At 41.7% G+C, this 13,556-nt stretch carries 16 protein-coding genes and 3 riboswitches; of the genes, 7 read left to right on the top strand and 9 right to left on the bottom strand.

The annotated features are described in order from the left end of the window. Positions 1 to 84: 84 nt before the first annotated feature. Complete coding sequence (locus GJU41_RS11180; RefSeq protein WP_154318608.1) at positions 85 to 1,263, bottom strand: D-alanyl-D-alanine carboxypeptidase family protein; 1,179 nt, start codon at positions 1,261 to 1,263, stop codon at positions 85 to 87. A gap of 179 nt (positions 1,264 to 1,442) precedes the next feature. Between GJU41_RS11180 and GJU41_RS11175 the strand changes: the two genes are divergently transcribed. From GJU41_RS11175 to GJU41_RS11160, 4 genes are read left to right on the top strand one after another with little or no spacing between them, the layout of a single operon-like run. Continuing rightward, entirely contained in the window at positions 1,443 to 2,024 is a 582-nt protein-coding gene (locus GJU41_RS11175) for a TetR/AcrR family transcriptional regulator (protein ID WP_154318607.1), read from the top strand. Further along, positions 2,021 to 2,359 (top strand): DMT family transporter, encoded by a 339-nt coding sequence (locus GJU41_RS11170; protein ID WP_070874826.1) that lies wholly within the window; start codon positions 2,021 to 2,023, stop codon positions 2,357 to 2,359. The genes GJU41_RS11175 and GJU41_RS11170 overlap by 4 nt, the downstream gene beginning before the upstream one ends. Further along, on the top strand, positions 2,359 to 2,673 hold the full coding sequence (locus GJU41_RS11165) for a DMT family transporter (RefSeq protein WP_070874828.1): 315 nt from the start codon (positions 2,359 to 2,361) through the stop codon (positions 2,671 to 2,673). Before GJU41_RS11170 ends, GJU41_RS11165 begins: the two co-directional genes overlap by 1 nt. Positions 2,674 to 2,685: 12 nt before the next feature. Next, complete coding sequence (locus tag GJU41_RS11160) at positions 2,686 to 3,591, top strand: EamA family transporter (protein ID WP_070874830.1); 906 nt, start codon at positions 2,686 to 2,688, stop codon at positions 3,589 to 3,591. A gap of 114 nt (positions 3,592 to 3,705) precedes the next feature. Here the strand turns inward: GJU41_RS11160 and GJU41_RS11155 are convergent, their stop codons facing one another. The 3 genes from GJU41_RS11155 to GJU41_RS11145 all read right to left on the bottom strand — a co-directional run bounded on the left by GJU41_RS11155 (position 3,706) and on the right by GJU41_RS11145 (position 5,774). Next, the gene (locus GJU41_RS11155; RefSeq protein WP_070874832.1) at positions 3,706 to 4,269 is read right to left on the bottom strand and encodes a hypothetical protein; all 564 of its coding nucleotides are present in this window, start codon (positions 4,267 to 4,269) and stop codon (positions 3,706 to 3,708) included. Then, the gene (locus tag GJU41_RS11150; RefSeq protein WP_070874833.1) at positions 4,259 to 4,765 is read right to left on the bottom strand and encodes an RNA polymerase sigma factor; all 507 of its coding nucleotides are present in this window, start codon (positions 4,763 to 4,765) and stop codon (positions 4,259 to 4,261) included. The genes GJU41_RS11155 and GJU41_RS11150 overlap by 11 nt, the downstream gene beginning before the upstream one ends. Positions 4,766 to 4,877: 112 nt before the next feature. Further along, on the bottom strand, positions 4,878 to 5,774 hold the full coding sequence (locus GJU41_RS11145) for an aldo/keto reductase (RefSeq protein WP_070874835.1): 897 nt from the start codon (positions 5,772 to 5,774) through the stop codon (positions 4,878 to 4,880). Positions 5,775 to 5,929: 155 nt separating this feature from the next. Between GJU41_RS11145 and GJU41_RS11140 the strand changes: the two genes are divergently transcribed. Further along, positions 5,930 to 6,784 (top strand): SDR family oxidoreductase, encoded by an 855-nt coding sequence (locus GJU41_RS11140; protein WP_154318606.1) that lies wholly within the window; start codon positions 5,930 to 5,932, stop codon positions 6,782 to 6,784. A gap of 30 nt (positions 6,785 to 6,814) precedes the next feature. On the opposite strand, the gene GJU41_RS11135 is transcribed toward GJU41_RS11140, so the two are convergent. From GJU41_RS11135 to GJU41_RS11115, 5 genes are all read right to left on the bottom strand, one after another. Beyond that, a complete protein-coding gene (locus GJU41_RS11135) occupies positions 6,815 to 7,999 on the bottom strand; it encodes a M20 family metallopeptidase (RefSeq protein WP_396653221.1) in 1,185 nt (394 codons plus the stop codon). Positions 8,000 to 8,039: 40 nt separating this feature from the next. Then, positions 8,040 to 8,870: a MetQ/NlpA family ABC transporter substrate-binding protein gene (locus GJU41_RS11130; protein WP_070874840.1), complete on the bottom strand. Its 831-nt coding sequence runs from the start codon at positions 8,868 to 8,870 to the stop codon at positions 8,040 to 8,042. A 13-nt stretch (positions 8,871 to 8,883) separates the two neighbouring features. After that, on the bottom strand, positions 8,884 to 9,534 hold the full coding sequence (locus GJU41_RS11125; RefSeq protein ID WP_070874842.1) for a methionine ABC transporter permease: 651 nt from the start codon (positions 9,532 to 9,534) through the stop codon (positions 8,884 to 8,886). Then, positions 9,524 to 10,555 (bottom strand): methionine ABC transporter ATP-binding protein, encoded by a 1,032-nt coding sequence (locus GJU41_RS11120; RefSeq protein ID WP_070874844.1) that lies wholly within the window; start codon positions 10,553 to 10,555, stop codon positions 9,524 to 9,526. The genes GJU41_RS11125 and GJU41_RS11120 overlap by 11 nt, the downstream gene beginning before the upstream one ends. A gap of 85 nt (positions 10,556 to 10,640) precedes the next feature. Further along, a riboswitch (SAM riboswitch) is annotated at positions 10,641 to 10,747 on the bottom strand. Between the two features lie 82 nt (positions 10,748 to 10,829). After that, a riboswitch (SAM riboswitch) is annotated at positions 10,830 to 10,939 on the bottom strand. Positions 10,940 to 11,009: 70 nt separating this feature from the next. Continuing rightward, positions 11,010 to 11,429 (bottom strand): DUF4395 domain-containing protein, encoded by a 420-nt coding sequence (locus GJU41_RS11115; protein ID WP_070874846.1) that lies wholly within the window; start codon positions 11,427 to 11,429, stop codon positions 11,010 to 11,012. A 145-nt stretch (positions 11,430 to 11,574) separates the two neighbouring features. Next, positions 11,575 to 11,681, top strand: a riboswitch (SAM riboswitch). A 69-nt stretch (positions 11,682 to 11,750) separates the two neighbouring features. Between GJU41_RS11115 and GJU41_RS11110 the strand changes: the two genes are divergently transcribed. Together GJU41_RS11110 and GJU41_RS11105 are read left to right on the top strand one after the other, a co-directional pair. Then, positions 11,751 to 12,521: an alpha/beta hydrolase gene (locus GJU41_RS11110; protein ID WP_154318605.1), complete on the top strand. Its 771-nt coding sequence runs from the start codon at positions 11,751 to 11,753 to the stop codon at positions 12,519 to 12,521. Between the two features lie 50 nt (positions 12,522 to 12,571). Further along, positions 12,572 to 13,306, top strand: coding sequence for an AAA family ATPase (locus tag GJU41_RS11105; RefSeq protein WP_070874849.1), 735 nt, complete (start codon positions 12,572 to 12,574; stop codon positions 13,304 to 13,306). Positions 13,307 to 13,556: the final 250 nt, after the last annotated feature.

The following is a 13,556-nucleotide window of genomic DNA, read 5'->3' as shown; positions in this document are numbered from 1 at the left end:
GAAGCGCCTTGCAATTCCTTTCTGAGCGAGCCCATACTCTTTCATAAAAAAATCCTTCCTCCGATTAGTGGAGAAAGGATTTTTTTATGATCTTCTTACTTGTCTGAAGAAATAGCCGACAAGCAGCAAAACAACAGCAAATGAAGCCATAACAATAAATTTCAGGTGATCATGCAGCATGCTTTGACCAAGCGATGGTTTTACATCTGGAACCGCTTGTTTCATCACGTTCCCGGCATCTGCTGTTTCAGGTTTTAATTTATGAGTGGCGAGCTCTCTGCCATCTTCTCCTTCTACAGCAAGCAGTCCATCTAAATCGACATCTGTTGAGATGCTTTCATTAATTTTTTTAGCATAATAAAGAGGTTCATTCAGTGTAAACTTTTGCCCGCTCTGATCTTTAAAGGCTGTACCTTCTGAAATAAATTCAGATGTGAAATGATTAAAGCCAAAATCCATTAATTTCACGGTATCTTTATATGACATATGGTCCGTTTTAGCATTCAGTACAATAGCAATCAGACTGATATTCTCTCTTTCAGCAAGAGTGGATAAAGTAAAGCCTGATTGGCTTACATAACCGTTCTTTCCGCCAATCATACCCTCATACGGTGTTACTTTAAGAAGCTTGTGATGGTTATGAAGCGTTGTATCCCATGTTTCCCCGTCCCACTTCAATTCTTCTGTTGAAAAAATCTCTCTAAATATATCATTTTTTGAAGCGTACTGAGTCAGTTTTGCAAGATCTTCAGCAGTCGTTACATGTTCAGGATCAAACAGGCCGTGCGGGTTGGTGAAATTGGTGTTCCGAAGCCCTGCTTTTGACTTTAAAAATGCTGTCATATCTGCAGAAAAGGCCTCAGTATCACCGCTGATATGTTCAGCAATCGCCACACCTGCATCATTTCCTGAATTGATCATCAAGCCCTGGATGAGCTTTTTCATGGGAACCTGCTCTCCTTCTTCAAGGTAAACCCTTGTTCCATCAACACTTCTGGCATTTTTGCTGACCGTCACAATATCTTCCATATTCCCATTTTCAATCGCATAGATAGCTGTAGCCATCTTCGTTACACTTGCAGGGTACATGACCGCATCACTGTCTTTTGAATAGAGAATCTGACCTGATGCAGCATCAATCAATACTGCCGATTCACTTTGTATATCTGGTTCTTTTAAAGGGAGTTCTTCAGCAAACGCTTTAAATGAAAATAATGCTGATAAAAACATGCATCCTGTAAGGATCAAAGAGGCTTTAATCATTTTAAAAAATCTCCTGTATAGTTGTAGATTATTATTCTATATTCAATCCATATACAAGCATAACAGGAAGGAATAAAGCGTGACAATGTCAAGATATAGAAATGGCCGTATATTCTTGCATTTGACTTTCATAATCTCCGGAATTATAATTGACTGACGAACGTCAGGAAGGTGAAAAAATGACATCAGATCAAATTAAAGAAGCTGCTATACGCAATTTTGCAGCACATGGATATGAGGGTGCATCTTTAGCAGCGATCGCAAATGAAGTCGGCATCAAAAAACAATCCATCTATACTCATTTCAAAAGCAAGGATGAACTTTTTCTTACTGTCATGACTGAGGTGCAGGAAAACGAAATTGAGTATATAAAAAACTACTTCGTCTTCTCTAATTCCGTTTCCTTAAAAGAAGCGCTTTATCATTATCTGTCAGAATATATCAGCCGCTATGAAAAAGACGATAAAACAAAGTTCATGCTCAAGATCAGTTTTTTGCCGCCAGTTCATCTCTACGATGAAGTGATGAAGAAAGTGTACACCTATTTGGATACTTTTGAAGAGCTGCTTACAGCCATATTCAATGATCAAAAAGCTATATCAATAAATCAATCAGATGCAGTGATAGCCTATATGGGACTGGTTGATGCAGTTCTGGTTGAAATTCTTTACGGCGGCGCAGAACGATTTAAAAAGAGATTAGATGGGTGTTTTAGCGTTTACTGGAACGGGATTATCTCTCAGAAAGGAAGAACATCATGAATCGTGACTGGATAAACGTTTTTTTAGCCGGATTCATTGAAGTGATCTGGGTGGCGGGATTAAAATACTCAGACATCTGGTATGAGTGGCTTATTACCATTATTACGATATGTGTCAGTTTTTATTTGCTGATCGGCGCAACTAAAAGACTGCCGGTGAGTACAGTTTACGCAGTCTTTACAGGACTTGGCGCTGCTGGAACCGTTATTTCAGAAATTCTCTTTTTTAACGAGCCATTTCAGCTTATCAAAATTCTGTTAATCATCGTCTTAGTTGGCGGTGTCATTGGATTAAAAACAATGTCTGATGATAAAAAAGAGGAGGCTGCGAACTAATGGACTGGATTTTACTGATAGCAGCAGGCCTATTTGAAGTTGTCGGAGTCATAGGAATCAACAAAATGAAAGATTCTAAAGGAACTGTTCCCTTGCTGATCATGATTGCAGGCTTTTCATTCAGCTTTCTTCTATTAAATCAATCTCTGCAAACCATATCGCTTGGAACGGCATATTCTGTTTGGACAGGAATCGGATCTGCAGGCAGCGCACTTGTGGGCATTTTATTTTACGGAGATTCAAGCAGCTGGAAAAGAATTCTTTTTATCAGCATGATCATCTCAGCTACAGTTGGATTGAAGCTTGTTTCATAAGGAGTTTTCATTGTGAGCCATTTAGTTAAATATTCATTTCTTGTTCTGGTCGGCGCATGCAGCTACGGCGTTATTTCTACCATCATTAAAATTGCCTACATGCACGGATTTACAGTGAACGAAGTGATTGGAAGCCAATACCTGTTCGGTTTTTTCATGTTTTTGATCTGTGTGACCCTTTTCTCAAGAAAAAAAGTTTCTTTAAAGCAGGCGCTTGTCTTAATGATTACAGGAACCACTACCAGTTTGACTGGTATTCTTTACGGAAAATCTCTTGAGACGGTTCCCGCATCTATTGCCATTATCCTTTTGTTTCAATTTACTTGGATTGGGATTGTCATTGAGGCAATCGCTGTGAAAAAGCTGCCGGGTCCTGATAAGGTGCTTGCTGCAGGCATTCTTTTAATAGGCACAATTCTTTCGGGAAACATCTTTGGCCATAATGCTTTTAGCGTCAGTGATCCCGGAATTATCTGGGGACTATTATCGGCTGTTTCCTTCTCACTGTTCATTTTTGCAAGCGGAAGAGTGGCTGCCGAATTGCCGTCTTTAAACCGGAGTTTGTTTATGTCATTGGGTGCTGCACTCTTTTTATTAATCGTCTTTTCACCTGATTTTCTGACTAATGGCTCCATGCAGTCAGGATTATGGATATACGCATTGCTGCTGGGCTTTTTTGGTGTATTTATACCCGTTGTATTGTTTTCAATTGGAACGCCTAAGATTGGTTCAGGCATTGCAACGATTTTAGGAGCGGCTGAACTGCCGACGGCCATTCTCTGCTCTGTACTTATCTTAAAAGAGCAAGTTACACTTTTACAAACAGCCGGCATCGGCATGATTCTTGTTGGAATTGTCACACCTCAGCTTTATCATTTTTTAAAAAATAAGCAGCCGGAGAAGGAAAGCATTTCTTAGTGACAGAAAAAAGAGGGTGAATGTTCACCCTCTTTTTGAATTATGCTTTAAGATGAGAAATCAGCAGACTTCTAATATGAAGAAAAAACAAAGTCAACTTTTCTTGACTTCAGCTTACTCAATTGAAAATGTTCGCATAGCTTCCGCAGCTTGTTCTTCTGTAACGTAAGGTGTATGGAAGTAAACTCTTACCCAAGTTTTTTCATCTGTCTGAACGAAGTAGTGATAGGTTTGCGTGGCAGTCATTGTTTTTACATGCTGGAGTATTCTTTCAGCAGGATACATTAAGTCATTTATTTCTTTTCTTTCAAAAATTCCTGGCCCGTTTTCAAGGCTTTGCTTTTCTTCAGATTTAATTGGAGCTGCTCCTCCTACTGTCCTTTCACCTTGTTTAAAAATCAGTGTTTTTCCGCTTCTCTCTGCTTCAATTCCATCAGGTAGCTGTATGCTGTAGTTCGGTCCCCCATTTCGTGCATCCTCCCCTTTTTCACCACTTACAAAAAAGAGAGAAAAGATGCCAACTCCGATTAAAAGGACCAATGTGACTGACAGCTGAAATACTCTGTGCATCACGGCAAGGGAAACTCCTGGCCGTTTCTCGGAGAGAGCCTTTCTGATTCTCTCACGCTGTCCCGGCGACAATGTTTTTTTCGGAAACTGCAGATTTTCAGGACTCAAGTTCAGCCCCTCCTTCTTTAATAGCCTCTTGCCCGTTCTGATTTAGTTTCTTCAATGCCCGGTAATAGGTTCTGCTGACTTTTTCCCTTGTCCAGCCCAGCACATCTGACGTTTCTTCAACGGAAAGCTCGGAGATGACTCTCAGCATGACAACATCTCTATATTCTTCTTTCAGTTCATTAATTGCTCTGTAGGCTTCCATTATGTTTTCATGTTCCATCAGGATATCATCGGGGCTTTTTGGCTGCTCGGGTTTTGGCAGCCAAGAAAGAAACCGTTTCTTCCGGCGCTGATCGATGACAAGTCTTCTTGCAATGCCGATCAGCCATGTTTTCGGATGAGAATCACCGCGAAACTCGCTTTTTAAAGCCCTGAAGAACACTTCCTGGACATCATCCTCCACATCATGAGATCCTTTGTAATAAACAAGAAAGTGATAAAGATCATCCCCGAACAGCTTAAACATCCGCTCGATTTCCCTGTGATGTTCGTTCATTTACCCACCCCGTTTGAACTCTTTACTTAATTAGACGTCTATTTATCTTCATTCTCTCACTTAAATAAAAAAAATTCAGTCTTTTTCAGACTGAATTTTTTAACGAAATTCACTAAACTTGTCCAATCCAATCAGATTGGGCTGCTTTTTGGAAGAGAGACCTTATTTCTTTGTACTCTTTTTCAGTAAGGTTTCCCTTGCCTGCGAGTTTGGCATTCTGGGTCCACCTGTCTGGCTTTGCTGTCCCGACGATGGCCGTATGGACACCGGGAACGGTCAGAGTGAAACGAAGAGCTTTTTCAACAGCTTCTGTCAGGTTCCCCTCTAGAAAGCTATATTCCAGCTTATGAAACCTCTCCCAATATTCCTGATAGTAGCCATTCTCAGGCTTCTCTTGATAGTTCCAGGCGACATTGGCAATCGGCCGTTTTGCAATGATGCCCATTTCCCGTTTCAAAGCCTCTGGAATTGTGAGATCAATCGCTTCCTGATCCGCTATACTTACAGACGTTTCAAATGTATCAAACGCCCCGGTTTTTATGGCGTAAAGGGCATCTGTATGATCTCCGCTGTAGCCAATGTACCGGGTTTTGCCTTTTTCCTTTGCCCGCCTTAAAACATCAATAACATCCCCTTTGCGCAGGACTTCCTCAGAACAGCTATGGAGATGAATGGTATCCACACAGTCCGTTTTCAGCCTTTTCAAGCTGCGGTCAATCGATTGTTCAAGCATGGCCGGATCCCAGTCATCACCGTCTAAACCCGATGTATGACCGCATTTTGTAAACAAATAATAATCGTCTCTTCTATGAGACATGGTGCTGCCGATTAATTCTTCGCTGATGTTGTAGCATTCTGCCGTATCTATGACATTCAAACCTGCATCAAGAGCGGTGCCAAGCAGACGGTCGACTGTTTCAGGCGTTGCTTCTGAAAAGCCTATTTCTGCTGCTCCAAAACCGAGAACACTTACCTTCATATCTGTTTTACCGAAAGCACGCCGTTCCATATCATCATTCCTTTCTGCATGTCTGCACTTAAATTTTATAATAATTCTGATAATTATACGAAAGATTCACCTTGAATCTAGTAATCTCTTACGCCCGCTTTTCGATGAAAGCATCTATAATAAAGGAAAGAATATAAGATACGGAGGAGAAAAGGATGCCCAAAAAGACCGTGCTTATCACCGGGGCTTCAAGCGGATTTGGCATGCTTGCCGCACATAGACTTGCAAAGGCCGGATATGATGTGATTGCAACAATGAGGAACATAGGAAAGAAGGATTTGCTGATGAAATCGATTGAGGATGATGGCTTGCGCGACCGTGTGACTCTGCTTAAGCTTGATGTCACGTCCGCTGAATCCATTCATGCGCTTACCCATTTTTTGAATGAAAGAGGCAAAATAGACATTCTTATTAATAACGCTGGATATGCATTTGGAGGCTTCGGCGAAGAAATTACAGTAGATGAGTACAGGGAACAATTTGAAACAAATTTTTTTGGTGTCATTGCCGTTACACAGGCTGTCCTGCCTTTTATGCGGTCACAGCGAAGCGGCAAGATTATTAATATGAGCAGCATCAGCGGATTGATCGGCTTTCCGGGATTGTCTCCGTATGTTTCGTCAAAGCATGCACTTGAAGGCTTCAGTGAAAGCCTTCGGCTAGAAGTAAAGCCGTTCGGAATTGATGTCATTTTGGTTGAGCCCGGGTCTTTTTCTACAAAGATTTGGACAACTGGCAAGAAAGTTTCGCCTGTTTCAATGGAAGCAAGTTCTCCCTATTACCCATATATGACTGGAATAGAAAATGAACTTGAACGTGGAAGAGAAAAGCTTGGAAATCCAGCCGAAGTTGTTGAACTCCTAGTAAAAATATGTGAAAAAAAGACGGGTGTTAAATTGAGATATACAGTCGGGAAAGGGGTTCGAATGTCTCTTTTCTTAAAAAGAGTTCTGCCGTGGAGCGTTTGGGAAGCGATTATTATTGCAAAACTTCTGCCCAATAAGAAATAGAACCCATCGTTTTGATGGGTTCTTTCGATTCTATTCCTCTAATTTTTTGCGTTCCTTAAACTCTTCCTTTATATCATTCAACACGTTTTCATCAGTCAGAAGTCTTAATGCCGTCAGCGCAAGACCCTTTGCCCCCAGTATCAAGGCTTCATCCCCGCGCTCAGATTTAGCAGCTTCTCTGAATTCATCCGTATGTCCAATTAAGCTGTCAGGACCGATTTTAATATAAGGATGTATCGTGGGAACAACCTGGCTGATATTGCCCGCGTCCGTTGATCCTAACCCGTCCCGTTCACCCGTTTCAACATGCTCTCCCAAACTTTCAAGCTCCTGCTTAAAAACAGCATCAAATGTGCGGTTTAAAACCAGGTTATCGACTTCATTCTGAAAGGCGATGACGTTCAGCTTTGCACCTGTTGCAAGTGCCGCCCCTTCTGCAACAGCTTTTACGCGTGCAGTCGCTTCACTGCATGTTTTTCGGGCAGCTGCCCTGATATAAAAGCGTGCTTTTGCATATTCCGGCACGATATTCGGCGCATCACCGCCATGTGTGATAATCCCATGAATTTTCACGTCATCTGTTACATGCTGGCGCAAAGCATTGATGCCGTTAAAAAGCTGTATGACTGCATCTAAGGCATTAATGCCATGATGAGGAGCAGCTGCTGCATGTGCCGGCTTTCCGATAAACTCAAAGTCAAGAGGATCGACAGCCAGTGAATTCCCGGTAATTCTTGTGGCATTAGCCGGATGAACCATTAAGGCAGCGTCAATTCCTTCAAGCAGGCCCTGTTTGACAAAGCTGCCCTTAGCACTTCCGTTTGGACCCCCTTCTTCAGCCGGAGTTCCGAGAACCACCACTTCTCCCCCTGCTTCATCGATCACTTTGCTCAGTGCAATTGCTGCTGCCGCGCTCGTTGTCCCTATAATATTGTGGCCGCATGCATGGCCAAGTCCGGGCAAAGCGTCGTATTCAGCTAAAAACGCGATAACCGGCCCATTCTTAGAGGCTGATTTTTTTCTGGCAAGAAAAGCCGTTTTATGTCCGGCGACTCCGCGTTCAACGCTGAAGCCTTCTGATTGAAGAAGATCAGCGAGGAGCTTTGATGCAAAGTACTCCTCATTGCCGATCTCAGGGTTTTCATGAATGGAGTGGCTGATCTGAAGATATTTCCTCTCATTCTCATCAGCGTTCAAGATGATTTGATCTCTCAGTGTTTCAACAACTGTCCTCAAGATTAACCCTCCTTAGTTTTTATTCTCCGATTTTGCTTAAAGGCACAAATGTAGGAATCGTGCTTCCGTCATATTCTTTTTCAATAAATTTTGCAGTATCTTCTTCCTGATATAGTTCAACAATTCTCTTTAATTCTTTGCGATCTTTATCTTCTGTACGTGCTGCAATAATGTTGATATATGGAGTAGCCGTGTCATCTTCATGGAAAATAGAGTCCTTCACTGGGTTAAAGCCTGCATCCACTGCAATACCGTTATTAATGATCGATCCTGCTACGTCAGGAAGCACACGGGGTGTCTGCCCTGCAACAACCGGGACAATTTCTAAGTTTTTCGGATTGGAGACAATTTTGTCCAATGAACCATTTCCATCAAAGTCCTCCGGCAGTTCAATTAAGCCTGCATCCTGAAGCAGAAGAAACGCTCTGCCCATATTTGTTGCTTCATTAGGTACGGCAATCTTTCCGCCTTCTGGAATATCATTAACTGATTTATATTTTTCAGAGTAAAGACCAAGCGGTGCGATAACCGTTGTACCGATCGGTGATAGGTCAAGATCGTGTTCTTTTTTAAATGCGTTGAAATAAGAGATTGTCTGGAATGCATTCGCATCAAGTTCGCCTTCTGAGAGTGCCAGGTTTGGCTGTACGTAATCTGAGAATGTGACGATCTCAATATTGATGCCCTCTTTTTCAGCTTTCTTTGCAACAAAATCCCAAATGCGGTTATCGGATCCGCTGACGCCAATTTTGACATTTACTTCTTCTTTCCCGTTTGCTGTTTTGTTTCCGCAGCCCGCAGCAAAGGCTCCCAATACTAGAATTAGTGCTAAGATCATAAATTTTTTCATCCTGTTTCTCTCCCTATCGTCTTCTGATTTTTTTAGATAATAAGTTACCTGATGACTGAAGTCCCTGAACGAGCACAACAAGGATTGTAACGGTAATAATCATGACCAATGTATCAAAGCGCTGATAGCCGTATGTAATGGCGAGATCCCCGAGTCCTCCTCCGCCGACAGCACCTGCCATCGCTGATGCTCCGACAAGACCGACTGTAGCGATTGTAAGGCTTAAAACTAGCGAGCTTAATGCTTCCGGAACGATGAATTTAAAGATGATTTGCGTTGGTGTTGCTCCCATGGCTTCTGCTGCCTCGATGACCCCTGGATCCACTTCTAATAATGAGTTTTCAATCAATCTCGCAATATATGGACCTGCATAAAAGACAAGCGGTACTACAGCTGCTGCTGTCCCAATTGAGGTTCCTACAATTAATCTGGTAAGAGGAACAATCGCGACCATTAAAATGATAAAGGGTACAGAACGGAAGATATTGACGACACCGTTTAAGATATTAAAAATAATGGCATTCTCCCATAGGTGACCTTTTCTTGTGATGACCAGCAGCACACCAAGCGGCAGTCCGATCAAGGTTGAGAAAAGCAATGAAAAACCGGTCATCGCAAGTGTTTCTATCAGTGCATCAATAATTTGCTGTGAATCAACTAGCATGTGCTTCCACCTCTTTCACTGTGACATTTTCCTGATTCATCACTAATAAAGCCCGTTTAATTTCACTTTCCGTTCCCTGAAGTTCAACAATCAAATGACCGAACGGAATGCCCTGAAGCTCTGTGATGTTTCCAAATAAAACATTGATATCAAGATCAAACCGTTTTGCAATCTGAGATAACAGCGGCTGTCCTGAAGATTTGCCGACAAAGTTAATTTTGAAAATCTGTCCCGGAGTATTCTCCTCCTGCACTAATTTCAGCACAGATTCTGGGATGGAATCGTTTAGAACCGAGCTGACAAAGTTCGAAGCTGTTTTTGTTTGCGGATTTGAGAAAACATCGAAGACTGAGCCTGATTCGATAATTTTTCCGCCTTCAATCACGGCCACTCTGTCGCAAACCTCCCTGATGACGGACATCTCATGGGTAATCATTAAAATCGTTATGTTGTATTCCTGATTAATCTTTTTCAAAAGCTTCAGAATGGAGCCTGTTGTTTGAGGATCAAGTGCGGACGTTGCTTCATCACACAATAGAATAGAAGGCTGTGTTGCAAGTGCTCTGGCTATTCCGACACGCTGCTTTTGACCGCCTGATAATTGGTCAGGATATTGATTTGCTTTGTCTTCTAATCCTACAAATGATAATAATTCCGTTACTCTTTCTTTCATTTCTTTTTGAGAGACTTTTGCAAGAAGGAGCGGCATCGCAACATTGGCGAATACCGTTTTAGAATTCAGCAGATTGAAATGCTGAAAGACCATGCCGATTTTGCGCTTAACCTGCCTTACTTCCTTTTGGGAAAGAGCCGTCAAATCAAGATTATCGACAATGATTTTCCCAGAGCTTGGGCGCTCAAGCAAATTCACTGTGCGGATCAGTGTACTTTTACCGGCTCCGCTGAATCCGATTACACCGCAAATCTCCCCTTGTTTAACATGAAGATCAATGCCGTCAAGTGCTCTCACTTCATTTCCGCCGCTGTTATAAACCTTTGTAACGCCTTCAAATTGAATCATATGTATGCCTCCCGAAATGAAATAAAAAAACCCTCTTCTATCCGACAAGAAGAGGGCATGAATTCATAAAGAATCACTAGGTCTCTTCTTATCTCCCAGGCTTCTCGCCTGCTGGAATTGGCACAGTACTTTTAAAAAAAGTCCGCTGCCGAAGCATCATCAGGCCAGTCCCTCCGCTTCTCTGGATAAGAAATCTATTTATTTTTCAAAAAACAAAAAACCTCTTCTTGAAAGCCAAGAAGAGGGTAAGATCATAGTAAAAGACCGTTCACTCTTCTTATCTCTCAAGCGAAATCACGCTTGTTGGAGTTGGCACAGTTCTCATGAATGAGTCTGCTGCCGAGGTTTCAAAGGGCCAAATCCCTCCACCTCTCGTGATAAGAAGTTTCATATTTTCGATGTGAGTCCTACTTTACGCTGGTATTTTCAGAAAGTCAACATTTTTTTAGAAAAATTATGACTGCTTAGTAAGCCTGCGGTATCGATATTGCTGCCACTGAAAACGAATAAAGCAGCCAACACAAAAGCCTAAAATGGCAACGAATGCAGCAAGCGCGACCATAACGGTAAAGATATATGCCAGAGTCATCCAGTTCATCATAAACCCTAGAAAACCAAGGCTAAGGCAGATCACTGCAATAAGCTGATTAAACTGCTGCTGGTCAAAATCCTCTGGTATATATTCTGAAGGCTTTTTTCTCAAAAAGAGCTTTGCCGTTTTCATAATGGGGTTAAATTTAAAAAGAAGTCCCATTAATCCTGCTATTAGAGGTATTAGAAGAAACCAGCCGAATCCTGTAATCCAAGTGGCTGCAGCAGCTAAAACAATAAACCATTGATTCGTTAATACAAGAGGTTTAGGAATGGTATTCACTTAAATCCCACCTGTCTGATTGGAATATAAGTATTTTACTCTTGTTTTCCTCTTTTGTGAAGACAATTGCTTAAGGAATCTATTGACAGTTAAAAGCTGCTCATGATACGATCATCAAAACCAACTAAACCAATCAGAATTAAATAAATTATCAAGAGTGAACGAGAGATCTGGCTCAGCGACTTCACAGCAACCACCGGCAAACGGTAAGGTGCTCCCGCCAGCAAAGCTATCCGCTTTGGTTGATAAAGAAAAGCCCATTCTTTATTACCAGGAAGAGTGGGCTTTTCTTATATTATTGTTGAAATGGAGGAAAGGAAAATGACCAAAATATTTGACTCTGTATTGCCTGGTGCTGAAAGCTTTTTTTATAAAGGAAATGAGATTGGCATTCTGCTTTGCCATGGATTTGTAGGAACACCGCAAAGTGTTGGAGAGCTCGGAAAGCTGCTTGCAGACAAAGGCTTTACTGTTCTTGCTCCGAGGCTAAAAGGTCACGGGACTGATATTCTCGAGCTTGAATCCTGCTGTTATACAGATTGGATCAGAGACGTTGAACAGGCTTATTTAAAGCTGAAAAAAATCTGCCGCAAAGTATTTATTGCAGGTCAATCGATGGGCGGAATCCTTGCTGTGCATTTGGCCGCAAAATATAAACAAATCAGCGGTGTGATTACAATCAACGCAGCTTTACGCGTGCCTGGATATGAGTCTTTTGAAAATCAGTCAGAACCAAGGTACATCCCCGAAGGAAAACCGGATATAAAGGCAGAAGGAATTGAAGAAATCACATACTCAGCTGTTCCGATTACAGCCGTCCACAATCTCCTTAACCTTATAAAATCCGTAAAACCAAAGCTTTCAAATGTTTCATGTCCGGCGCTCATCTTTAAATCCGAAGAAGATCACGTCGTCCCTCCGGACAGCTCCGATACCCTTTATGAAAGAGTCTCATCACCTATGAAACAAATCATCAGTCTAGATAACTCCTATCATGTTGCTTCCATGGATTACGATAAAGAGATCATTGCCGATAAAACAGCGGATTACATTCGTTTATGCTGTCATCCAATTTATAAAATGTCCGTTTAAATTATGACTTTAAACGGACATTCCTGCTAAAATAAAAGCAGGTGATAAACATGTTCTTAAAATCAATCAAATTAAAAAAAGAAGAGATTCCTTCGTTTGAAACATATCCTTTTTCCATTCCAGCCATTTCACATTTGGATGAATTGAAGATTAAAAGCCCTGTTACTTTTTTTGTCGGTGAAAATGGGTCCGGCAAATCAACTTTGATGGAGGCAATTGCCTATCAGTGCGGGTTTAATACAGCAGGCGGCAGCCATCATCTTTACGAAACGAGAAGCTCTCAATCTGATTTAGGGAAGTATATCAGGCTTGCCTGGATGCCAAAAATCAAAAATGGCTTTTTCCTGAGAGCCGAGTCCTTTTATCAGTTTGCATCCTATCTGGAAGAACTGAATGAAGACCCGTTATCGGGTAATGTATTTGGATCATATGGCGGAAAATCGCTCCATCATCAATCACATGGCGAATCCTTTTTATCTCTTTTTCTCAATCGCTTTGGCAAAAAAGCCGTCTATTTACTCGATGAGCCAGAGGCCGCTCTTTCCCCGTCAAGACAGCTGACCCTGCTGCGCATCATTCATGATTTAACAAAAGACGGTGACACACAATTCATTATTGCCACCCATTCTCCTATCTTGCTTGGATTTCCCGGGGCGAATATAGTAAGCTTTGATTCGGACCGCATTGCCGAAATCGATTATAAGGACACAGATCATTATCAGATTACAAAGTATTTTTTGGAGAATCGGGACCGGTTTTTGGAGGAGCTTTTTAAGGAAGAATAAACAATGACCTCTTGAGCTTCAAGCAGGACATGATGACAATGGACATCATCTGTAGGCTGTAACGTGGTGCCTGACGTTATAACAGCACAAAACGTATCGTCACGTTTTGTGCTCCGTACGAATAAAGGAAATTATGTGAATGGTCTGTAAACTAAGGTGCTAACGCGAATACAAAACCTCATCCTAAAACTTACTTAAGTCTATGGATGAGGTTATTTTGTGTCCAAAAAGGAGGATAAATGACACGTCT

The sequence above is a fragment of the Metabacillus idriensis genome, assembly GCF_009674765.1.
Taxonomy (GTDB): domain Bacteria; phylum Bacillota; class Bacilli; order Bacillales; family Bacillaceae; genus Bacillus_P; species Bacillus_P idriensis.
Note: the sequence above shows the minus strand (reverse complement) of the source record. Positions and strands in the feature narration are given on the sequence as shown.